Origin of the sequence: Thiomonas arsenitoxydans (genome assembly GCF_000253115.1) — a bacterium.
GTDB lineage: Bacteria > Pseudomonadota > Gammaproteobacteria > Burkholderiales > Burkholderiaceae_C > Thiomonas > Thiomonas arsenitoxydans.
The window spans coordinates 2,739,353-2,760,798 of sequence record NC_014145.1; the positions used below are offsets into that span (position 1 = coordinate 2,739,353).

19 protein-coding genes are annotated in these 21,446 nt (G+C 63.3%); 7 read left to right on the top strand and 12 right to left on the bottom strand.

Features of this window, described 5'->3' with window-relative positions:
- Positions 1–177 precede the first annotated feature (177 nt).
- A complete protein-coding gene (locus THI_RS12865; RefSeq protein ID WP_013106692.1) occupies positions 178–3,207 on the top strand; it encodes an Rne/Rng family ribonuclease in 3,030 nt (1,009 codons plus the stop codon).
- 44 nt (positions 3,208–3,251) lie between these two features.
- On the opposite strand, the gene THI_RS12870 is transcribed toward THI_RS12865, so the two are convergent.
- Entirely contained in the window at positions 3,252–4,178 is a 927-nt protein-coding gene (locus THI_RS12870; protein WP_013106693.1) for an SDR family oxidoreductase, read from the bottom strand.
- A 24-nt stretch (positions 4,179–4,202) separates the two neighbouring features.
- Here THI_RS12870 and THI_RS12875 point away from each other — a divergent pair, with 24 nt between their 5' ends.
- Entirely contained in the window at positions 4,203–5,234 is a 1,032-nt protein-coding gene (locus THI_RS12875) for a CDP-6-deoxy-delta-3,4-glucoseen reductase (protein WP_013106694.1), read from the top strand.
- A gap of 64 nt (positions 5,235–5,298) precedes the next feature.
- Here THI_RS12875 and THI_RS12880 read toward each other — a convergent pair whose 3' ends face one another.
- The 8 genes from THI_RS12880 to THI_RS12915 all read right to left on the bottom strand — a co-directional run bounded on the left by THI_RS12880 (position 5,299) and on the right by THI_RS12915 (position 14,554).
- Positions 5,299–6,012, bottom strand: coding sequence for an ABC transporter ATP-binding protein (locus THI_RS12880; RefSeq protein ID WP_013106695.1), 714 nt, complete (start codon positions 6,010–6,012; stop codon positions 5,299–5,301).
- A 2-nt stretch (positions 6,013–6,014) separates the two neighbouring features.
- On the bottom strand, positions 6,015–6,785 hold the full coding sequence (locus tag THI_RS12885; RefSeq protein ID WP_013106696.1) for an ABC transporter ATP-binding protein: 771 nt from the start codon (positions 6,783–6,785) through the stop codon (positions 6,015–6,017).
- Complete coding sequence (locus tag THI_RS12890) at positions 6,782–7,903, bottom strand: ABC transporter permease subunit (protein WP_013106697.1); 1,122 nt, start codon at positions 7,901–7,903, stop codon at positions 6,782–6,784. The genes THI_RS12885 and THI_RS12890 overlap by 4 nt, the downstream gene beginning before the upstream one ends.
- A gap of 11 nt (positions 7,904–7,914) precedes the next feature.
- Positions 7,915–8,847 carry a branched-chain amino acid ABC transporter permease gene (locus THI_RS12895; RefSeq protein WP_013106698.1) on the bottom strand — a complete coding sequence of 311 codons (933 nt, stop codon included), beginning with the start codon at positions 8,845–8,847 and terminating at the stop codon, positions 7,915–7,917.
- 359 nt (positions 8,848–9,206) lie between these two features.
- The gene (locus tag THI_RS12900) at positions 9,207–10,619 is read right to left on the bottom strand and encodes a replication-associated recombination protein A (protein WP_013106699.1); all 1,413 of its coding nucleotides are present in this window, start codon (positions 10,617–10,619) and stop codon (positions 9,207–9,209) included.
- Entirely contained in the window at positions 10,616–11,269 is a 654-nt protein-coding gene (gene lolA, locus THI_RS12905) for an outer membrane lipoprotein periplasmic chaperone LolA (protein ID WP_231836194.1), read from the bottom strand. Before lolA ends, THI_RS12900 begins: the two co-directional genes overlap by 4 nt.
- A gap of 60 nt (positions 11,270–11,329) precedes the next feature.
- Positions 11,330–13,675, bottom strand: coding sequence for a DNA translocase FtsK (locus THI_RS12910; protein ID WP_013106701.1), 2,346 nt, complete (start codon positions 13,673–13,675; stop codon positions 11,330–11,332).
- A 207-nt stretch (positions 13,676–13,882) separates the two neighbouring features.
- Positions 13,883–14,554, bottom strand: a complete 672-nt coding sequence (locus THI_RS12915; RefSeq protein WP_013106702.1) for a Crp/Fnr family transcriptional regulator — start codon at positions 14,552–14,554, stop codon at positions 13,883–13,885.
- Positions 14,555–14,766: 212 nt separating this feature from the next.
- Here THI_RS12915 and trxB point away from each other — a divergent pair, with 212 nt between their 5' ends.
- The 3 genes from trxB (at position 14,767) to rpmG (ending at position 16,245) form a co-directional block, all read left to right on the top strand.
- A complete protein-coding gene (gene trxB / locus THI_RS12920) occupies positions 14,767–15,723 on the top strand; it encodes a thioredoxin-disulfide reductase (protein ID WP_196794234.1) in 957 nt (318 codons plus the stop codon).
- 76 nt (positions 15,724–15,799) lie between these two features.
- Positions 15,800–16,033 (top strand): 50S ribosomal protein L28, encoded by a 234-nt coding sequence (gene rpmB, locus THI_RS12925; protein WP_013106704.1) that lies wholly within the window; start codon positions 15,800–15,802, stop codon positions 16,031–16,033.
- 41 nt (positions 16,034–16,074) lie between these two features.
- Entirely contained in the window at positions 16,075–16,245 is a 171-nt protein-coding gene (rpmG, locus tag THI_RS12930; protein WP_013106705.1) for a 50S ribosomal protein L33, read from the top strand.
- Positions 16,246–16,422: 177 nt separating this feature from the next.
- Here rpmG and THI_RS12935 read toward each other — a convergent pair whose 3' ends face one another.
- The 3 genes from THI_RS12935 to purN all read right to left on the bottom strand — a co-directional run bounded on the left by THI_RS12935 (position 16,423) and on the right by purN (position 19,680).
- Positions 16,423–17,628 (bottom strand): DesA family fatty acid desaturase, encoded by a 1,206-nt coding sequence (locus THI_RS12935; protein ID WP_013106706.1) that lies wholly within the window; start codon positions 17,626–17,628, stop codon positions 16,423–16,425.
- A gap of 111 nt (positions 17,629–17,739) precedes the next feature.
- Positions 17,740–19,047 carry an RsmB/NOP family class I SAM-dependent RNA methyltransferase gene (locus tag THI_RS12940; protein ID WP_013106707.1) on the bottom strand — a complete coding sequence of 436 codons (1,308 nt, stop codon included), beginning with the start codon at positions 19,045–19,047 and terminating at the stop codon, positions 17,740–17,742.
- Between the two features lie 9 nt (positions 19,048–19,056).
- Positions 19,057–19,680, bottom strand: a complete 624-nt coding sequence (gene purN / locus THI_RS12945) for a phosphoribosylglycinamide formyltransferase (protein ID WP_013106708.1) — start codon at positions 19,678–19,680, stop codon at positions 19,057–19,059.
- A gap of 114 nt (positions 19,681–19,794) precedes the next feature.
- On the opposite strand from purN, the gene nrdR reads away from it, so the two are divergent.
- Both nrdR and ribD read left to right on the top strand, forming a co-directional pair.
- The gene (gene nrdR / locus THI_RS12950; RefSeq protein ID WP_013106709.1) at positions 19,795–20,286 is read left to right on the top strand and encodes a transcriptional regulator NrdR; all 492 of its coding nucleotides are present in this window, start codon (positions 19,795–19,797) and stop codon (positions 20,284–20,286) included.
- A complete protein-coding gene (ribD, locus tag THI_RS12955) occupies positions 20,283–21,446 on the top strand; it encodes a bifunctional diaminohydroxyphosphoribosylaminopyrimidine deaminase/5-amino-6-(5-phosphoribosylamino)uracil reductase RibD (protein ID WP_013106710.1) in 1,164 nt (387 codons plus the stop codon). Before nrdR ends, ribD begins: the two co-directional genes overlap by 4 nt.

Here is a 21,446-nt window from a genome sequence, read left to right on the forward strand (position 1 = left end):
GCGCTCCGAGGCAGACCGATTGGTGGAGGTTTTTGCATGAGTCCTGTCTGATTCTGCCCGCCGGGCGTGCCGCACATCAGCGGCGAACCCGGCCTGGTTTTAGCTCCGGAGATCAACGCATGGGGGCGCCCTGGCGCCCGCTTTGTATCGGCCGCATGAAGTGGCCAGGAGCTTGAAATGAAACGCATGTTGTTCAACGCCACGCAGTCGGAAGAATTGCGCGTGGCCATCGTCGATGGACAGAAACTTCTCGACATCGATATCGAACAGGCCGGGCGCGAGCAGCGCAAGGGCAATATCTACAAGGCCGTCGTCACCCGCGTCGAGCCCTCGCTCGAAGCCTGTTTCGTCGATTACGGCGAAGAGCGCCACGGCTTTCTGCCGTTCAAGGAAATTTCGCGCCAGTACTTCAAGGAGGGCGTTTCCCCCTCCCAGGCGCGCATTCAGGACGTGATCACCGAAGGCCAGCAACTGCTGGTGCAGGTGGAAAAAGAAGAGCGCGGCAACAAGGGCGCGGCGCTGACCACCATCATCTCGCTGGCCGGGCGCTATCTGGTACTCATGCCCAACAATCCGCGCGGCGGTGGCGTGAGCCGTCGCATCGAAGGCGAAGACCGCCAGGAATTGCGCGAGACGATGGACCAGCTCCAGCATCCCGAAGGCATGAGCCTGATCGCCCGCACCGCAGGCATCGGCCGCAGCGCAGAAGAATTGCAATGGGACTTGAATTACCTGCTCAAACTCTGGAGCGCCGTGCGCGACGCTTCGGAGACGCAAAAGGGCGCCTTCCTGATCTATCAGGAATCTTCGCTGGTCATCCGCGCCATCCGCGACTACTTCACCAGTGACATCGGCGAAATTCTGATCGACACCGAAGACGTGTTCGAGCAGGCACGGCAGTTCATGCTGCACGTCATGCCCGACACGGTCGACCGCGTCAAGCGCTACCGCGACGATCTGCCGCTGTTCTCGCGCTTTCAGATTGAGCAGCAGATCGAAACCGCCTATTCGCGCACGGTCAACCTGCCGGCCGGCGGCGCCATCGTCATCGACCACACCGAAGCGCTGGTGGCGGTGGACGTCAACTCCGCACGCTCCACGCGCGGCAATGCCATCGAAGACACCGCTCTGCGCACCAACCTCGAAGCCGCCGACGAAGTCGCCCGCCAGATGCGGCTGCGCGACCTTGGCGGCCTGATCGTGGTCGACTTCATCGACATGGAAGAGCCGCGCAACCAGCGCGCGGTCGAAGACCGCCTGCGCGACGCCATGCGCCAAGACCGCGCCCGCGTGCAGGTGAGCAAGATTTCCAAGTTCGGCCTGCTCGAACTCTCGCGCCAACGCCTGCGCCCCGCCCTGTCGGAAGGCGCTTACGTGACCTGCCCGCGCTGCAATGGCACCGGCCACATCCGCGATACCGAATCGAGCGCCCTGCAAATCCTGCGCATCATCCAGGAAGAGGCCATGAAGGAAGGCACGGCCGCCGTGCACGTGCAAGTGCCAGTGGAAGTCGCCTCCTTCCTGCTCAACGAAAAGCGCGCCGAGATCACCAAAATCGAACTGCGCCAGCGTCTGTCGGTGCTGCTGATCCCCAACAAGCACCTCGACACGCCCAACTACAAGCTCGAACGCCTCAAGCACGACGATCCGCGCCTGGACAATCTGCCCACCAGCTACAAAATGGCTGACGAGGCCGAAGAAGACACGGCCATCACACGTCGCGAAAAAGAACAGCGCCCGCGTCAGGAAGCCCTGGTGCGCGGCATCACCCCGGAAGGCCCGGCCCCGGTCATGCCCGCCCCGGCTGCCGACGAGGCTCCCGCCCCCGCACCGGCCCCGGCGGTTGCAACCCCCGCCGCCGCGCCTGCTGCTGCCGCAACGGCTGGCGGCGGTTTGTTTGGCTGGGTCAAGCGTCTGTTCTCCGCCGAACCACAACCCTCCGCTGCCGTGCAAGAGCCGCCGGTTGCGGCGCAGCCTGCCACCCCGGCCCTGACCAAGGCGGATGGGCAAGGCGGCCGCGGCGCACGCACGGCTTCCGGCCAAAACGGCAACCGCCGTCGCGGCGGCCGTGACCGCCAGCGCGAAGGCCAGGGCGAAAACCGTCAGCGCGGCAACCCGGCCGTTGGCACCCAACCCGCCGAAGCCGCCGAAACCGCAGCAGGAGAAACCACCAACCCCCGCAACCGGCCACCCCGCGGTCAACAGAGCCAAGCCGAACGCAGCGAGCGCCCCAAGCGCGAGCGCGACCCAGAAGAGGCCGCGGCCCGCAAGGAGCGCGCGCAAGCCGTACCTGAGCAAACCCGCGCACCCGGCGAAGAATCGGCCACGGATACGGCCGAACGCTCCTCCGAACGTGCATCCGGAAGCGGGCGTGGCGGCAATCGCCGCCCGCGTCGTGAGCCCGTTGAAGCGGCGCCCGAAGCCGAACTGATCGATGCTCAGGCGCTTGAAACCCAAGCCGAGGGTGATACCGAGGCAACCCCAGCCCTGACCGAAGGAAGGGGTGACGAAGCGCAGACCGAGCGCAAATCGCGCAATCGCCGCGGTCGTGGCCGCCGTGGTGGACGCCGCGAAGGCGCCGCCGCTGACGAGAACGGCAATCTGAGCGCCGAAGCGAACGAAGCCGTTACCGATGCCGATGCGGACGAAACAGCGGGTCGCAGCTTCGGCTCCCTGGCCGCGCCGCTGGCTTTGGGCGCCGTCGAAGCCCCCGCCGCGCCCGCGCTGGAAGATCAGACACCGCTGATCCTCATCAGGATCGACGCCCCGGCCGACCTGGCCCTGGAGGCTGCTCAGCCTGCCCCTCGGCCCGTTGCCCGGCCTTCCGAAGAAGCGCCGCTCGCCGCGCCCGACTCCCCGCCCGCCGCAGCAGAGTCGTCCTCCCTGATCGTCACAGCGGTTGAAAAAGCCACTGTGGCAACGACGTCCGCAGCCGAGCCCGCACCCGCACAGGCCGCTGCCGCCTATGTGCTGCCGGTCGATGCTCTGCAAGCAACGGCGCAAGCAGCCGGGCTGCAATGGGTGCAGTCCAATGCTGACGCCATCCGCCGCGTGCAGGAAGAACTGGCCGCGCAACCCGCGCCCATTCATGTGCCGCGCGAACGCAAGCCCGCGCCCAAGCTCGACGATGGCCCGCTGATTCTGGTGGAAACCGCTCGCCCGCTGCCTACGCTGCAACTGCCGGAAAACAATCCGCCGGCGCATTGATCGGCGGGATCGGTCGGCGGGATCGGTCGGCGAAATTGGTCGGCTTATCGAACCTCGCCTGAACGCAACCCTAGCAGCACCTCGGGGTAGCGCAGGCGAGCGCCGAGTTCGGCTTTCATGCGCGTGTTGTCCAGTCTTCTCGATTCGCGCATGAAACTGAGCATCATCGGGCTCAGGCCCGATGCTAGTGCCTGGTCACGCGCTACACGCACAGGCCGAGGCAAACCATAGAGATCGGCGGCGAGATCGAAGTAGTCTCCCATGCGCAGCGTGCTGTCGTCACAGACGTTATAGACCCGCCCCGGCGCGGCGCGCTCCAGCGCCAGTAAACACAGCCGCGCCAGATCGTCGGCGTGAATGTGGTTGGTGTAAACATCATCAGCAGGCGCCAGCACCGGCAATCCGCGCTCCAGTCGGCCCTTGGGCGAACGCGACCCACCGTCGTAAATGCCGGGGATGCGCAGCAAGCCCACGCGCCAGCGATGCTGCACACCGGCGCGGCGCCAGAGGCGCTCGGCATCGCAGCGGCGTTGCGCGCGTTCGGTTTGCGGTTGGCACGGGCGCGTCTCTGGCGCGAGTTCGCCCTGGCAATCGCCGTACACCCCCGAGGTGCTGGCATAGACCACGCGCAAGGTATTTTTCCCGGGGCCAGATAACATGCCCGACTGTTTCAGTCTGGAAATCAGGTGGCGACTGCGCTGATCGCGCGGGCCGGACGTATCGCCCGGCGGGGCCAGCATCAGCACCCGTTGGGGCGCAAGCTGGGCCAGCCGCCACAGGGTTTGCGGCTGATCGAGATTGCCGACGAGGGGCACGATGCCTGCGGAGCGCAAGCTCTCCAGCCGCTGGGGCGATGAAGTCAGCGCCAGCAGCCGGTAGCGCCCGCGCGCCAAGGCCGCCACCCGCATGCCGATGTCGCCACAGCCTACGATGAGCAGCCGTGGTCGGCCGCGTCCAGATTGATCGTTCACAGTTCACACCTAATCATTGTTCACATGAGTCATCAAGTCACCGTTCAGCCCAGCGGCCACCAATACGCCGCCGAGGCCGAAGAAACCCTGCTCGCAGCCGCCATCCGTCAATCGGTCGGCCTGCCCTACGGCTGCCAGGACGGCGCCTGCGGCTCTTGCAAATGCAAGCTGCTCCAGGGTGAGATCGAGCTGGGCGTTCACCAGCTCAAGGCGCTGAGCGAGGCCGAACGGGCGCAGGGCTTCATTCTCGCCTGCCGCGCCAAGGCGCTCACCGATGTGGTGATCGAAAGCCACGAAGTGGTTGGCGCGGGCGAATTTGCGGTGAAAAAAATGCCGGCCCGGGTCAGCAGCATCGAGCATCTCGCCCCCGATGTGGTGCGGGTGATGTTGCAACTGCCTGCGGCCGATCCGCTCCGCTATCGCGCCGGGCAATACATCCAGTTTCTGCTGCGTGATGGCGCACGGCGCAGCTATTCCATGGCCAGCGCGCCCAGCGAATCCCCGCAGGTCGAACTGCATCTGCGGCACATGCCGGGCGGCAAGTTCACCGATCATGTGTTCACCGCGATGAAAGAGAAAGAGATCCAGCGCATCGAAGGCCCGTTCGGTAGTTTTTTCCTGCGCGACGACCCCGAAAACAAGCCCTTGATCTTCTTGGCTTCCGGCACAGGTTTCGCACCGATCAAGGCCATCCTCGAGCAGATGCGCACCAACGCCGACCCGCGCGAGGTCACGCTGTATTGGGGCGGTCGCAAGCAGCAAGACCTCTACCTGCACGACTGGGCGGTACAACAATGCGCCGCCATGCCGCATCTGCGCTTCATTCCTGTGCTCTCCGAGCCTGACGCCGACTGGAGCGGGCGAACGGGTTTCGTCCATCGGGCCGTGATGGACGATGTGCCCGACCTTTCCGGCCATGCGGTTTACGCCTGCGGCGCTCCCGTCATGGTCGAAGCCGCGCAGCGCGATTTCACCCAGCAGTGCAAGCTCCCCGAAGACGCCTTCTTCGCCGACGCCTTCACCACCGAGGCCGACAAGGCAGGGGCGAAAGCCTGAAGCGCCAGACACCGTGAAAACAAAAAGGCCCGCATATTGCAGGCCTTTTTGATCATCGGATCGCTCACTCCCCCAGATAAGCCGCCCGTACACGCGGGTCGTGCAGCAACTCTTCGGCCGGACCGGTCATGGTGACCTGCCCCGAGTCCATGACGTAGCCGCGATCGGCCAGACCCAGCGCGCGCTTGGCGTTCTGCTCGACCAGCAGAATGGTCACGCCTTGCTTGGAGATGTCTTCGACTACCTCGAAGATTTTGTCGACCATGATGGGCGACAGTCCCATCGACGGCTCGTCGAGCAGCAGCACTTGCGGACGGCTCATCAGCGCCCGACCCATGGCCAGCATCTGCTGCTCGCCGCCCGACATGGTGCCGGCGAGCTGGTCGCGGCGTTCCTTTAGGCGCGGGAAAATGCCATAGACCTTGTCGATGTCGCTGTCGATCTCTTTGTCCTTGCGGGTGTAAGCGCCCATCTGCAGATTTTCTGCAATGGTCATGCGGGTGAACACCCCACGCCCTTCCGGCACCATGCACAAACCCTGCCGCACCAGGTCGTAGGCGCCCTGGCCATTGATGGTGCGCCCGGCGTAGTGCACTTCGCCGTCAGTGATGGGCTGCAGCCCGGTGATGGCCTTGAGCGTGGTGGTCTTGCCAGCGCCATTGGCGCCGATCAGGCTGACCAGCTCGCCCTTGCGTACCTCCAGATCGACGCCTTTGACCGCCTGAATGCCACCGTAAGAGACGCGCAGGCCCGTGATTTTGAGAACAATTTCGGACATGCTCAGTGCTCCCCTGCGCCCAGATAGGCTTCGATGACTTTCGGATTTTTCTGCACTTCGGCGGGCACCCCTTCGGCAATGATCTTGCCGTAATCGAGTACGGTCACCCGGTCGCACAGGCCCATGACCAGCTTCACATCGTGCTCGATGATGAGAATGGTGCGGCCGTCTTTCTGGATCGCGGTGAGCAGCTCGCGCAGCTGCAGTTTTTCCGTGGCGTTCATGCCGGCCGCGGGCTCGTCGAGCGCCAGCAGTTGCGGATCGGTAGCCAAAGCGCGGGCGATTTCCAGGCGGCGCTGGTCGCCATACGACAGCGTGCGGGCGCGGAAATCGGCATACCGCTCGATGCCCACATAGGCCAGCAGTTCACGCGCCCGTTCGCGGATGGCTTTTTCCTCGGTCTTGAAATGCCGGGTGCGGAACACCGCGCCGATCAGCGCGCTATTGGTACGCACATGCCGCCCGACCATCACGTTCTCCAGCGCCGTCATGTCCGGAAACAGGCGGATGTTCTGGAACGTGCGGGCAATGCCCTCACGCGCCACCTGATGCACCGCGGCCGGCTTGTAAGCCTTGCCGGCCAGGATGAAATCGCCCGAATCGGGCGGATACAGCCCGGTGATGACGTTGAAAAACGTGGTCTTGCCCGCCCCATTGGGGCCGATCAGGCCGTAGATCTGGCCGCGGTCGATCTGGATGCCGACATCGTTCAGAGCCTGCAAGCCGCCAAAGCGTTTGGATGCGCCACTCACGCGCAGAACCGTGTCGCTCATGCCTTGCCTCCTTCCTGCAGCGGAGTGGGCAGTTTGGCGAAGCTCTTGCCATGTTCGGGCGCAGGCCACAGTCCTTTGGGCCGCAGGATCATGATGATGATCATGGCAAGCGCATAGATGAGCTGACGCAGGATGCCGCTGTCCATATACACATGGCCGAAAGTGTGCTGCTGCCAGTCGGAGATGAAGCCCATATAGCGCAGCGCTTCGGGAAGCACCGAAAGCAGCACCGCGCCAAGAATGACGCCGGGAATGTGGCCCATGCCGCCGATCACCACCATGGCCAGCACGATGATCGACTCCAGCAGCGAGAACGACTCGGGCGAGACGAAGCCCTGGAAGGCCGAGAACATCACCCCGGCCACGCCGCCGAAAGTCGCCCCCATCGAGAACGCCAGCAACTTCATGTTGCGGGTATTGATGCCCATGGCCTTGGCGGCGATTTCATCTTCGCGCATCGCCATCCAGGCGCGGCCGATGCGCGAGTCTTGCAGGCGGTAGCTCAGTATCACCACAAACACCACCAGGACCAGGAACAGGTAGTAATACTGCGCCACCGAGGGTATGGTGAAACTGCCGATATTGATATTCTGGTTCAGATCCCAGCCGAACAGATGAATGCCGTGAATGCCCGAAATGCCTTGCGGGCCGTTGGTGATGTTGATCGGCGCGTTCAGGTTGTTCATGAAAATGCGGATGATCTCGCCAAAGCCCAGCGTCACGATGGCCAGATAGTCGCCGCGCAGTTTGAGCACGGGCGTGCCCAGCGCAATGCCCGCACTGGCCGCCAGCGCCGCCGCCATGGGAACGACCAGCCAGATCGACACATCGAAGCCATTGGGGAACATCGCCCCCAGCGCATCGAAATTGCTCGTGAGCTGGTTCGACGACAACAGCGCATACAAATACGCCCCCACCGCATAAAAGGCGATATAGCCCAGATCGAGCAGCCCGGCCAGGCCGACCACAATGTTCAGCCCCAGCGCCAGCATGATGTAGAGCATGGCAAAGGCTGCGATCCGCACCCAGGCATCACCTGCGATCTGCAGCACCATGGGCAGCGCGATGAGCGCAGCAGCGCCCGCCACAATCCAGACCCAGTTCTTTTGTTGGTTCATGTTCAGTCTCCTCAGGCGCGATCGGCCACGCGCTCACCCAGCAGGCCTTGCGGGCGCAGGGTCAGCACCAGAATCAGCACGATGAAGGCGAAGATGTCCTGGTAATTACTGCCGAACACCCCACCGGTGAGCGTGCCGATATAGCCAGCGCCCAGCACCTCGATTAGCCCCAGCAGAATGCCGCCTAGCATGGCCCCCGAAAGATTGCCGATGCCGCCCAGCACCGCCGCGGTAAAGGCCTTCAAACCCGGCGTGAAGCCCATATAGAAGTTCGCCGTGGCGAAGTTGGCAAACCACATCACCCCGGCAATAGCAGCGAGCATGGCGCCGATCACGAACGCCGAGGAGATGACGAAGTTGGGATTCACCCCCATCAGCGACGCCACGCGCGGATTCTCCGCCGTGGCCCGCATCGCCCGGCCCAGCTTGGTGTGATTGATCAGCCAGGTCAGCCCCGCCAGCAGCACGGCCGTAACTATCAGAATCATGATCTGTACCGGCGTGATGACAATACCGCCGACATTGATGACATTGCTCGGCAGCAACCCGGACGGGAACACCTTGTAGTCGCGCCCCCAGATGATCATCGCCAGCGTTTCGAGCAGGATGGACATGCCGATGGCCGTGATCAGCGGCGCCAGCTTGGGCGCATTGCGCAAGGGCCGGTAGGCGATGCGCTCGATAAAGTAGTTGAGCGCTCCCGTGGCCAGCATGGCGATGATCAGGGCGATAACCACGACCAACCAACCTGGAAGATGCGGGGCCACATGATCGAGCACCTTGAACACGGTGTAGGCCGTGAGCGCCCCCACCATCATCACGTCCCCATGCGCAAAATTGATGAGGTTGACGATGCCGTACACCATGGTGTAGCCGAGAGCGATCAGGGCATACATGCTGCCCAGAACCAGACCGTTGACGATCTGCTGAAGAAAAATATCCATACCTTGAATCTCCTGACGAGCGGATGGCTAGTGAGTGACGGCCCGACTCTTTTGGAGCGGCCGGGGTGAAACGAGTAAACCGGGGATGAAAGCAAAGCGCGTGCCGGGACCGCCGCACCGGTTGAGTGCATGCCTCCAGGACATCGTGTGTGAAAGTGGAGCGCCTGCGAGCGCGCACGATGCATGCCGCGTCTGGTACGCGGCGGCACCCGGCAACGATGCTGCCGGGCGAGGGTGAACAGGCTTCATGGTTTTGTCTGGGGGCCGGGCTGTCCTGACCCCTGTTTTTTTGGCTGGCGCGATGATAACCGCCTGCCTCGGGTCACCCGGCACCGGGTCAACCCGCAGTTTGAGGCCGCTCAGTCGCTGGATGGTTCAGTTGCGGCACTGTCACTTTCCGGCCCGAAAGATGACACCACACTACCCCGGGTATTGCGCGCAGCCAAGTCTTGCAGGCGGCGGGCGATGCGCTCCTCCACCCCGCGCGATGTGGGCTGATAGAAGCGGGGCGGCGTCATGCCGTCTGGAAAATAGGTTTCTCCGGCGGCAAAAGCGTCGGCCTCGTCGTGGGCGTAGCGGTAGTCCTTGCCATAGCCCAGGTTTTTCATCAGTTTGGTGGGCGCGTTGCGCAGGTGCAAGGGCACGGGCTGGGTGCCCTGCTCCCGAGCAAACGCGCGCGCGGCGTTGAAGGCCTTGTAAACCGCGTTCGACTTGGGCGTGACGGCCAGATAAACCACCGCCTCGGCCAGCGCCAGCTCGCCTTCAGGGCTGCCTAAGCGCTCGTAGGTTTGCGCGGCTTCGAGCGCAAGGGTCAGCGCCTTGGGGTCGGCCAGGCCGATGTCTTCCACCGCCATGCGGATCAGCCGCCGCGCGAGATAGCGGGGATCGGCGCCGCCTTCGAGCATGCGCGCAAACCAGTAGAGCGAGGCGTCCACATCCGAGCCCCGCACCGATTTGTGCAACGCCGAGATCAGGTCGTAGGTCTGCTCGCCGCCTTTGTCGAAGCGCAGCAGGGTCGCGCCCAGGGTTTGTTCGAGCAGGTCGGCGGTGAGCGTGGTTTGAGCGGCTCGCACAGCGGCCTGCAAAGCCAGCTCAAGCGCGCCCAGCAGGCGGCGGGCATCGCCATCGGCATGGCGAATGAGTCGTTCTTGCGCCGCGGGCTCGATGGCCTCGACGCCGCCACCCGCCAGCGCGCGTTGCAAAAGCAAGCGAAGATCGTCGGCGTCCAGCGGTTCGAGCACGTACACCACGGCGCGCGACAGCAAGGCGCTGTTGACCTCGAATGACGGGTTTTCCGTGGTCGCGCCGATAAAGGTGAACAAGCCGGATTCGACATGCGGCAAAAACGCATCCTGCTGGCTTTTGTTGAAGCGATGCACTTCATCGACGAACACAATGGTGGCCCGCCCCCGTTGCTGCGCGGCCTGGGCCTGGGCGACAGCATCGCGGATGTCTTTCACCCCGGCAAGCACCGCCGACAACGGCAGAAAGTCGGCATCGAAAGCATCGGCCATCAGCCGCGCCAGGGTGGTTTTGCCCACGCCGGGCGGCCCCCAAAACAGCATGGAGTGCAGCCGCCGGGTTTCAAACGCCACGCGCAGCGGCTTGCCGGGCCCGAGCAGGTGGCGTTGGCCCACCACTTCACCGAGATGATGCGGGCGCAAACGCTCGGCCAGCGGAGCGTTGGCCCCAGGCGCGGGCTTGGACGCAGAAAGCGGGCGGGCGGGCGCGGGCAAGTCCGCGTCGTCGAACAGGCCCGGGCCGCTGGTCATGGCTGGCTGATGACCGAAGCCCCTTTGGGCGGAGTGAAACGGAAGCTGTCCGGGCCGAAGGTCGGGTTGTGTTTGATGGCGGTGAAGCGCATGGTGGAAATCTGCCCGAAAGCATCGCGCAACTGAAGCTCGGCCACTTCCGGGCCTTGTGCCGTGCTGCGCAGACCGATGCGTATCCAGTCGAAATTGCTGTCCTTGGCCTTGGGTGTGGCCTGCACCCATTGCAGACCGCCGGCATCGGCTTGGGCCTGCAGGGTGAACAGCCGGGTCAGGTCGGTTCCGGCGAAGATCGCGGCAGGCGTGCCCTTGAACGCCTGCGTGACCGGGGTGATGGTCACCTGATCGAGGTCGTGGTCATAGGTCCAGAGCTGCTTGCCGTCGCTGACGATAACCTGGGCATAGGGCTTGGTGTAGTCCCAGCGGAAACGGTCGGGTCGCTCGAAGGCGAACTGCCCGGTAGCCGGCGCCTGCGCCGGGCCCTTGGGGTTGCTCACAGTCTGAGTGAACTGGGCGCTGGCGCCCCGGGTCTGCTGCAGCCACTGTTCGAGCAGTTGCACCGAATTCGCCGCGAAGGCCGCAGGCAGACTGGCGCCGAGCAGACCGCCCGCGAGAAAAAGCCGCATCAGCGTGGTGAGCCAGCGCGCGTTCATAAACATCATCATTCGGTCTTTCAAAAAATTCAAATCCGGGTGCGTGATGCAGGTGCAAGTTCACTCTGACCGTACCGGCACCAGAATGTCGCGGTTGCCGTTGGCGGTCAGCGCCGACACCAGACCGGATTGTTCCATCTGCTCCAGTAGTCTGGCTGAACGGTTGTAGCCGATGCGCAGATGACGCTGCACCAGAGAAATCGACGCCTTGCGGTGCTGCAGCACGATCTGCACTGCCTGATCGTAGAGCGGGTCGCTCTCGCCGTCTGAGCCGCCCGCGCCACCCACTGCGCCCGCCCCATCCACATCTTCCTCACCAGTGAGGATGCCATCGAGATAGTTCGGCCCGCCCCGGCTCTTGATGTCTTCGACCACGCGGTGCACTTCGGCATCACTCACAAACGCGCCATGCACCCGCTGCGGCATGCCCGAGCCGGGCGGCAGGTACAGCATGTCGCCCATGCCCAGCAGGCTCTCCGCGCCCATCTGGTCGAGGATGGTGCGCGAATCGATTTTGCTCGACACCTGAAAGGCCATGCGGGTGGGAATATTGGCCTTGATCAACCCGGTGATCACATCCACGCTGGGGCGCTGGGTGGCCAGGATGAGGTGAATGCCCGACGCCCGCGCCTTTTGCGCCAGGCGGGCGATGAGTTCCTCGATCTTCTTGCCCACCACCATCATCAGATCGGCCAGTTCGTCGATGACGACCACGATGTGCGGCAACTTCTCCAGCGGTTCGGGCGACTCTGGCGTGAGGCTGAACGGGTTGGTCAGCGGCTCGCCGCGCGCACGGGCCTCCTGCACCTTGGTGTTGTAGCCCGCGAGATTGCGCACGCCGAGCTTGCTCATCAGCTTGTAGCGGCGCTCCATCTCGCCCACGCACCAGTTCAGCGCCTGCGCCGCCTGTTTCATGTCGATCACCACGGGCGCGAGCAGATGCGGAATGCCGTCGTACACGCTGAGCTCGAGCATTTTCGGGTCGATCAGAATCAGCCGCACATCGCTGGGTTCGGCCTTGTACAGCAGGCTCAGAATCATGGCGTTGACGCCCACCGACTTGCCCGAGCCGGTGGTGCCCGCCACCAGCAGGTGCGGCATCTTGGCCAGATCAGCCACCACCGGGTTGCCCACGATGTCCTTGCCCAGACCCAGGGTCAGCATCGAGGCGGCTTCGTGATAGTTGTTGGAACCCAGAATCTCCGACAGCTTGATGGTGTGCCGCTTGGCATTGGGCAACTCAAGCGCCATGGTGTTCTTGCCCGGAATGGTTTCGACCACGCGGATGCTCACCAGCGACAAGGCCCGCGCCAGATCGCGCGACAGATTGACGATCTGCGCACCCTTCACGCCAGTGGCCGGCTCCACTTCGTAGCGGGTGATGACCGGGCCGGGATAGGCCGCCACTACGCGCACCTCCACGCCGAAATCCTTGAGCTTTTTCTCGATCAGGCGCGAAGTGAACTCCAGCGTTTCGTGGCTGACGGTTTCCGCCTGCACCGAGGGCGCGGCATCCAGCAGCCCCAAGGCCGGCAGGGAAGAGTCGGGCAGTTCATTGAACAGCGGTTTCTGCTTTTCCTTGAGCACGCGCGGAGACTGCGGCACATAAGCCACCGAAGGCTCGATCAGCACGGGAGCGAGCACCTCGCGCTCTTCCACCAAAGGCCGCTGCAACTCGACTTCCTTTTCGCGCTCCTGCTTGGCCTGCCGCCCGGCCAGCACATCGTCTTCGCGTCCGCGGCGTTCGCGCTGCCAGGTCCACAGCCGCTCGATCCAGCCGCCAAGGCGCTCGGCCGCATCGGCCCATGAAAAATGACCGACCCAGCTCAGCGAAAACAGAAAGACCGCCAGCAGCACCAAAGTGCCGCCAGTGTCGCCCAGCAAGGTATCAACGGCGATACCCAGACCATGCCCGAGCAAGCCGCCGGCCTCGCCCGGCAGGGCGGAAGCCAGACTCCACAGGCGCGTCGACTCCAGCGCCGCGCTGGAAAGCGGCAGCAGCAGCAGGCCCGCAGCGGCGGCCAGCGGCTGCAGCTTGCGCCACCGGCTCACTGGCGTTTGCTCCTCGGCGGCGGGTGTTTGCGCCTGGGTGTTGCGCCACATGCGCAGCAGTCCGTACAGACCCAGCGGAATCAGCCACAGGGCCGAGAAGCCCAGCAGAAAATAGGCCACATCGGAAAACCAGGCCCCAACCACGCCGACCCAGTTGACCACATGGCCATTGGTGCCCGAACTCGACCAGGACGGATCGGACTTGTGAAAGCTCAGCAGACTCAGGCAAAGCAAAATCCAACCGATGAAGGCGGCCGTCAGGCGTACCTCGCTCGCAAAACGCTGCAGGCGGCTGCGCGGCTCAGAACGGAGCGCCGCCTGGGAAGGGCGACGTCGGGTATCGATTTTCGGCATGGGAGGGGTGTTCAAAATCCAGGGTGATGCATCGCGCCCGCCATCAAAATGGGCTTCAGAGCGGATTTTGCCGCCTTCGCGGCGGTCATGGGCAAACAAGCCAACGCGACAGATCGCCCAGGCTCAGAATCGCAGGCGGATATAGACGACGGATAAGGGACAACGGATCAGGAGCGAGGACGAGGGGCCGTGCACACCCCGCTCGCATCAAATCAGAGTCGAGAGATGCTCTCGGATCAATAGGGTGCCGTCTTCGCGCTCGACCACAAAACCCTGCTGTTCAAAGTCCTTCATCACCCGGCTGACCATTTCGCGCGAGGCGCCGACCATCTTGGCCAGATCCTGGCGTGATAGCTTGTTGCGGATGACGTGCTCGTTCTGCATCTCGTCCGTGAGTTCCATCAGCGCGCGCGCCACACGTCCATAGACATCCATCAGCGCCAGAGATTCAATTTTCCGGTCGGCCCGACGCAGACGCAGCGCCAGCCCGCGCATGATCGCAAAGGACATGCTGGTGTTTTCAGGCAGGCATTGCAGAAACGCCACCCGGCCGAGCATCATCACATCGGTCTGCACCTCGGCCTGCACCGTGGCGCTGTGCGGTTCGCCATCGATCAGGCTCATTTCCCCGATGTAATCGCCCGCATGCAGCACGGCGATGATGACTTCGCGGCCTTTGGCATCCATGCTGATCACCCTCGCCCGGCCGGAAAGCAGAATGAACAGGGCATTCGACTTGCTGCCCTGCTCGACGATGTTCTCGCCGCGCTTGTAGCGCCGCTTGACGATGGATTGCGAAATCGACCAGGCCTGCGATTCGGTGAGCACGGCAAACAGCGGCACGCGCCGAACGAGGTCAATATCGGTGATTTGCGACATCAGTTTCTCCAGTTTATGGGGCGGCGGGGCAATTTCGAAGGCAGGCGGAGAAGCCAGAAAATAGCCGCATGCCGCACGCCCGATATGCCGCACCCCTAAAATCTTATCTATTGTGCGGCGGCTTGCCCTTGTTCTATTTTCGAGGACAGTCCGTCAGCAGCGGTTGCAGCGCAACCTCCTCCCCCATCCTCTCAGCCCGAAGTTTCTCACACATCATGACATCCAAACACGCCAAAGTGCTCATTCTGGGCTCCGGCCCGGCCGGTTACAGCGCCGCCGTCTATGCGGCCCGAGCCAATCTGAACCCCCTGCTCATCACCGGTCTGGCTCAAGGCGGTCAACTCATGACCACGACCGAAGTCGACAACTGGCCTGCCGACGTCGATGGCGTGCAAGGGCCCGACTTGATGGCGCGTTTTCAGGCGCATGCCGAGCGTTTCAACACCGAGATCGTGTTCGATCACATCCACACCGCGCATCTGCGCGAAAAACCCATCCGCCTCGAAGGCGACAGCGGCGTCTATACCTGCGACACCCTGATCATCGCCACCGGCGCCTCGGCCAAATATCTGGGACTGCCCACCGAAGAGGCCTTCATGGGCAAGGGCGTCTCGGGCTGCGCGACTTGCGACGGCTTTTTCTATCGCAACCAGCCGGTGTGCGTGGTGGGCGGCGGCAACACGGCCGTCGAAGAAGCGCTGTATCTGGCCAATATCGCCAGCAAGGTGACCGTCATTCACCGCCGCGACAAATTCCGTGCCGAGCCCATTCTGGTCGACAAACTCATGGCCCGCGCGGCCGAGGGCAAAGTCGAACTCAAGCTCTGGAGCGAATTGAAAGAAGTGCTGGGCGACGCCAGTGGCGTGACTGGCGTGCGCATCCACAACAGCCAGACCGGCGCCGACGAAGACATCGCACTGAATGGCTGTTTCATCGCCATCGGCCATCAGCCCAACACTGAAATTTTCAAAGGCCAGCTGGACATGAAGGACGGCTACATCATCACCCGCAGCGGCAACGAAGGGATGGCGACCGCCACCAGCGTGCCCGGCGTATTCGCCGCGGGTGACGTGCAAGATCACGTTTATCGCCAGGCGATCACCAGCGCAGGTACCGGCTGCATGGCCGCTCTGGACGCACAGCGCTATCTGGAGAATGCGGAGTCTTGACACCGATAGCGGTGGACAAGCAAATCTTTCCGGCTATAATCTTTAGCCTTTGTTCTACACAATTTCGAGGTGTGCCATGGCACGAGTGTGTCAAGTGACAGGTAAAGGGCCGATGGTCGGGAACAATGTGTCCCATGCGAACAACAAGACCAAGCGTCGCTTCCTGCCCAATCTGCAATATCGTCGTTTCTGGGTTGAAAGCGAGAACCGTTTCGTGCGTTTGCGTGTAACGAGCTCTGGGCTGCGCACCATTGACAAAAAAGGCATCGACGTCGTGCTGGCCGAGCTGCGCTCGCGCGGCGAGATCTGATCGCCCTCTCCATTCCTTCCTAGAACTGCACGGAACCCATCATGGCAACCAAAGGCGGACGCGAAAAAATCAAGCTGGAATCCTCTGCGGGTACCGGCCATTTCTACACCACCACCAAAAACAAGCGCACCACGCCCGAAAAGATCGAAATCATGAAATTCGATCCGGTCGCGCGCAAGCATGTGAATTACAAGGAAGGCAAGATTAAGTAATCTGATCTGTCTACCAAAGAACGATCCGCTGGATCGGCCACAGTGTTCAAATTCACTGCGGCCTGACTAGCGGATTTTTTGTGGGCGCCTCTTTTTCATGGGTGCCTCCTTTGGCGCTCCATCAATGTTTAGCCTGGGCATCCGGCATGAATGCCCAGGCGTCGTAAACATCAGAATTCAGGCTGTCGGCGTATAACGTCGCAGCCTCAGCGACAACTCCCGAAGCGGGGCCAAGCCACTGTCTTCGGCACGGCAGCACCAGTCCTGGAGCTTCAAGCGAAGCTGGTCGGCGTTCAGATTGGTCTGCTCCCACACCGATTTGAGTTCTTCGCGCATGTGCAGCAGCTTGCTCAGGTTAGGGCTGGCGCTCGCCGCGGCGTCCACCAAGGCTCGCGAACGCTCGCACAGAATCTCGCGCTCGATGCCGATCCAGCGTTTGGCTGCACGCAAAGTCGGCAGATGGCTCACCGCGCCCTGTTCTGCAGCTCGGGCCAGCTCGGCCTTGAGGGTGGACTTCAACCCCGCGGCATAGCGCGCCATCAACTCATAACGGTTGGCGATAACGGCTTGCAAAGTGAGCTGATCGACCTCGGCGCGCACCTCGCCCAGCCGGAACTGCGGCGGCAGTTTGCGTGGTTTGGCCAAACCCACCCAGGACAAAGCGCGGATATACGCCCAGCCGATATCGAACTCCCACCATTTGACCGAGAGTTTGGCCGACGTGGGATAGGTGTGGTGGTTGTTGTGCAACTCTTCGCCGCCGATCAGCAACCCCCAGGGCGAAATGTTGTGGCTGCGGTCTCGCGCCGAAAAATTGCGATAGCCCCACCAATGACCCAGCCCGTTGATCACCCCGGCTGCCCAGATCGGAATCCACAACATCTGCACGGCCCACACCGTGGCGCCGATCGCGCCGAACATCAGCACATCGAGAATGAGCAAAAGCCCGACGCCCTGCCAGATAAAGCGGGAATAAACGTTGCGCTCCAACCAGTCGTCAGGAGTGCCGTGACCGAATTTGCTCAGGGTTTCGGCGTTTCTCGATTCGGTTCGGTACAACTCGGCGCCGCGCAACAGCACCGTATCGATGCCGCGCGTCACCGGACTGTGCGGGTCGTCGACCGTCTCGCACTTGGCGTGATGCTTGCGATGAATCGCCACCCATTCCTTGGTGACCATGCCCGTGGTGAACCACAGCCAGAAGCGGAAAAAGTGCGAGGCGATCGGGTGCAGTTCCAGCGCCCGGTGAGCCTGAGCGCGGTGCAGAAAAATAGTGACGGACGCAATGGTGATATGCGTGGTGATGAGCGCAAATAAGACGATTTGCCACCACGATGCACGCAAAAGGCCGTGACCGGCCCAATTCAAAAACACATCAAACATCAGAAACTTTCAGATCGATACAACACAATTGGAACTTCGCCGTTGGCGAAAGTTGCATGCATTATCGGTCTTGCACTGACGACAGCACTCAGTGCAAACGAGAAGCCCTTGTCAGTCCGATAGTGTGGCATCGGCTTCGCCACGATCAGATGAGGTCGGGCGCCGCTGCAGCACGGCGGCGTAAAAGCCGTCAGTGGCGTGACGATTGGGCAACAGCTGCAAGTCCCCTTGGGTCACCAGGCCCTCGCCGTCCACGCCTTGCTGACGTAGAACCGTATCGGCGGGAACACGCTCGAAATCGGGGTGCGCGGCCAGAAAGGCATTGAAGATGCCGCTGTTTTCTTCCGGCAAGATGCTACAGGTGGCGTAAACCAAGCGCCCGCCCGGCTTCAGCAACGTTGCCGCCGATTGCAGGATGCTGGCTTGTTTTGTCCTCAACTCGGCAATATCTTCAGGCTTCTGTCGCCATTTCATATCGGGGTTACGGCGCAAGGTACCCAGGCCGGAGCACGGTGCGTCCACCAGCACCCGGTCGACCTTGCCAGCCAGACGTCTGACCCGTTCATCGCGTTCATGTGCGATGGCGACCGGGTAAACATTGGATAGCCCACTGCGCAACAGCCGGGGTTTGAGCTTGGCCAGGCGGTAGTCGGCCACGTCGAACGCATAAAGCCGACCCGTGCTGCGCATCATGGCGCCCAGCGCCAGGGTTTTGCCGCCGGCTCCGGCGCAGAAGTCGACCACCATTTCGCCGCGGCGCGGGGCCAGCAGTACGGCGAGCAGCTGACTGCCTTCGTCCTGCACCTCCACCCAGCCTTCGCGAAAGACGGTGAGATCCTGCAAAGCGGGTTTGCCTTCCAGGCGTACGCCCCACGGCGAATAAGGCGTTGGCTGCGCGGGCAGATTGAGGCGGGCGAACACGTCGAGCACGGCTTCGCGCCGCGTTTTCTGCACATTCACCCGCAAATCCAGCGGGGCCGGGCGCAACATGGCCTGCGCCAGCGCGGGATATTCCGCGCCATAGTTCGCCTGCAAAGCGGCCGCCAGCCATTCCGGCAGACTCCAGCGCACCGCTTCGGGCAGGGCCATCGCGTCTTGTGCCAGCAAGCGTTTGCGCCAGTCGAGTTGCTCGGGAGAAAGCGCCGCATGCAGCGATTGCGCGTTTCCCGACCAGCCCAGAATGGCCAGACGCAGTTCCATGGCGCCGCCGATGCTTTCGTCGGTCGCGGCCAGCGTCTGAAACAAGCGCAGATGCCGCAGCACCTGATAGACCGTGTCGGCCAGGATCTGCCGGTCGGTCTTGCCCAGTTGCGGCTTGGCACGGAACAGCCGCGACAGCACGGCATCGGCCGCGGCGTCGAAACGCAACATATCGCGCAGCACGTCGCGCGCGGTGTAAAGCAGGTCACGCGGTTTCATGGCGCTCTTTCAAAGGGAAGAATCGGAGGACGGACGGATGCGGGTGCGCAAGCCGTCGATCTGCACCCGTCCTTCCAGCAAAGCCCGCACGGCGTGGGGATAAATTCGGTGCTCTTCAAGCAAGACCCGCGCGGCCAGCGTCTCGACCGTATCACCATCCAGCACCGGCACGGCGGCCTGCGCCAGAATCGGCCCGTGATCGAGCGCGCCGCTCACCAGATGCACGGTAGCACCGTGCCACTTCACCCCTTCTTCGAGGGCGCGGGCATGGGTGCGTAAACCGGTGAAAGCCGGCAGCAAAGACGGATGGATATTCACCAGACGGCCCGCAAAGCGGTCGACGAACGCCGCACCCAGCACCCGCATGAAGCCGCACAGCGCGACGACGTCGGGCTCCAGCGCGGCAATCGCGTCGCCCAAAGCACCGTCGAACGCCTCGCGGTTGGGAAAGTCGGCGTGCGCGATCACCTGCGTGGGCACCCCGAAGGCGCGCGCAACATCCAGCCCTGCGGCATCAGCCCGGTTACTGATCACTCCACGCACGCAAACGCCCCAGCCCTGTTCGCGCTCGGCCTGAAGAATGGACTGCAGATTGCTGCCGCGCCCGGAAATGAGGAGAACCAGATTTTTCATCGGCGGGCAGTGTAGCCGCCGCGTCAGGCGTTTGATGCGCGCCGTGTTTGCGCGCGCTGCCGCGAAAACAGGCTGCGGCGTGAATAATGACGGGTTTAATGTTGCCACGCCGCCATGAAATGCCCCTTTTGCCAAAGCCCCGACACGCAGGTGATTGAAACCCGTGATGTGGAAGACGGCACCGCGCTGCGGCGGCGGCGGCGTTGCGGCCATTGCGACAAGCGCTTCACCACCTATGAGCGCGCGGAGGTCAGCTTTCCGGTGGTGGTGAAAAAAGATGGCCGCCGCACCGAATACGACCGCGACAAATTGCGCGCCTCTTTCCTGCTGGCCTTGCGCAAGCGGCCGGTCAGTGCCGACGCGGTGGATACCGCCATCGGGCGCGTGGAGCAAATGCTGCTGCAAAGCGGCGCGCGCGAGCTGCCCTCCACCCAAATCGGCGCCTGGGTGATGGAGGAATTGCGCACGCTCGACGGCATTGCCTATGTGCGCTTTGCCTCCGTCTATCACAGCTTCAAGGATTTGAGCCAGTTTCTCGATGTGCTGCAGGAAATGCAGCCGCCCTCGCCCGCCGCCAAACCCCGACGCGGCAAAACTCCGACATGAGCCCGGACGACGTTTCATTCAGCGAACAAGACCAGCGCTTCATGCGCCGGGCGCTCGATCTGGCGCACAGCGCGATGTACCGCACCAGCCCCAATCCGCGGGTGGGCTGCGTGCTGGTGCGAGACGGCCAGGTGCTGGGCGAAGGCGCCACGCTGGCGGCGGGGCAAGACCATGCCGAAGTCCAGGCAGTGAAGCAAGCCTGGGAGCGCGGCCACGAGGTGCGGGGCGCCACCGCCTACGTCACGCTAGAGCCCTGCGCGCACCACGGCCGCACGCCGCCCTGCGCCGACCTGCTGGCCACGCAAGGCGTCGCGCGCGTGGTCGCTGCGCTGGTCGATCCCAACCCGCTGGTGGCAGGCCAGGGATTGCAGCGTTTGCGCGATGCCGGCATCCAGGTCGATGTCGGGCTGTTCGCCGATGAAGCGCGCGAGATCAACCTTGGCTTCATCTCCCGCATGGTGCGCGGCACGCCCTGGGTGCGGCTGAAGGTGGCCGCCTCGCTCGACGGCGTCACGGCCCTGCCCAACGGCACAAGCCAGTGGATCACCAGCGAAGCGGCCCGCGCCGACGGTCACCACTGGCGCGCGCGCGCCTGCGCCGTGCTCACTGGCCTGGGGACGGTGCGGGCGGACGATCCCCAGCTCAATGTGCGGGCGGTGCAGACGCCGCGCCAGCCCATTCGCATCGTCGTCGACAGCCGCCTGGAATGCCCGGCGACCGTGCGCCTGTTGCAGAGCGCCGACTCGCCGCTGTGGATCGTCCACGCCCTGCCGCCGGAACAGGCCGCGCCGCGTCTGGCGGCGCTGCGCAGCGCGGCCACCGCCTCGCTCGATCTGCAAGACATCGCCCTGCCCGTCGATCCCGACAAGCCGGGCAAGACCGATTTGCGCGCGTTGATGCAGGTGCTCGGCCAGCGGGGCATCAACGAGCTGCACTGCGAGGCCGGCGAAAAGCTCAACGGCTCGCTGCTGCGCGCTGGCGTGGTCGATGAACTGCTGATGTATCTTGCACCCCAGTTGCTGGGCGAGGGCGCCGGATTGGCGGCGCTGGGGCCCTATCAGCAGGTCAACGAAGGACTCGCGCTGCGATGGCACGATGTGCAGCGGATCGGCGCCGATCTGCGCATCCTCGCTCGTTTCCCTCCTTCATTTTCTCCTTGA

Bases quoted from the DNA above. Each gene is read 5' to 3' on its own strand.
- THI_RS12865 (WP_013106692.1), top strand. From the start codon at position 178: ATGAAACGCATGTTGTTCAACGCCACGCAGTCGGAAGAATTGCGCGTG.
- THI_RS12875 (WP_013106694.1), top strand. From the start codon at position 4,203: ATGAGTCATCAAGTCACCGTTCAGCCCAGCGGCCACCAATACGCCGCC.
- THI_RS12880 (WP_013106695.1), bottom strand. From the start codon at position 6,012: ATGTCCGAAATTGTTCTCAAAATCACGGGCCTGCGCGTCTCTTACGGT.
- THI_RS12885 (WP_013106696.1), bottom strand. From the start codon at position 6,785: ATGAGCGACACGGTTCTGCGCGTGAGTGGCGCATCCAAACGCTTTGGC.
- THI_RS12890 (WP_013106697.1), bottom strand. From the start codon at position 7,903: ATGAACCAACAAAAGAACTGGGTCTGGATTGTGGCGGGCGCTGCTGCG.
- THI_RS12895 (WP_013106698.1), bottom strand. From the start codon at position 8,847: ATGGATATTTTTCTTCAGCAGATCGTCAACGGTCTGGTTCTGGGCAGC.
- THI_RS12900 (WP_013106699.1), bottom strand. From the start codon at position 10,619: ATGACCAGCGGCCCGGGCCTGTTCGACGACGCGGACTTGCCCGCGCCC.
- lolA (WP_231836194.1), bottom strand. From the start codon at position 11,269: ATGAACGCGCGCTGGCTCACCACGCTGATGCGGCTTTTTCTCGCGGGC.
- THI_RS12910 (WP_013106701.1), bottom strand. From the start codon at position 13,675: ATGCCGAAAATCGATACCCGACGTCGCCCTTCCCAGGCGGCGCTCCGT.
- THI_RS12915 (WP_013106702.1), bottom strand. From the start codon at position 14,554: ATGTCGCAAATCACCGATATTGACCTCGTTCGGCGCGTGCCGCTGTTT.
- rpmB (WP_013106704.1), top strand. From the start codon at position 15,800: ATGGCACGAGTGTGTCAAGTGACAGGTAAAGGGCCGATGGTCGGGAAC.
- rpmG (WP_013106705.1), top strand. From the start codon at position 16,075: ATGGCAACCAAAGGCGGACGCGAAAAAATCAAGCTGGAATCCTCTGCG.
- THI_RS12935 (WP_013106706.1), bottom strand. From the start codon at position 17,628: ATGTTTGATGTGTTTTTGAATTGGGCCGGTCACGGCCTTTTGCGTGCA.
- THI_RS12940 (WP_013106707.1), bottom strand. From the start codon at position 19,047: ATGAAACCGCGTGACCTGCTTTACACCGCGCGCGACGTGCTGCGCGAT.
- purN (WP_013106708.1), bottom strand. From the start codon at position 19,680: ATGAAAAATCTGGTTCTCCTCATTTCCGGGCGCGGCAGCAATCTGCAG.
- nrdR (WP_013106709.1), top strand. From the start codon at position 19,795: ATGAAATGCCCCTTTTGCCAAAGCCCCGACACGCAGGTGATTGAAACC.
- ribD (WP_013106710.1), top strand. From the start codon at position 20,283: ATGAGCCCGGACGACGTTTCATTCAGCGAACAAGACCAGCGCTTCATG.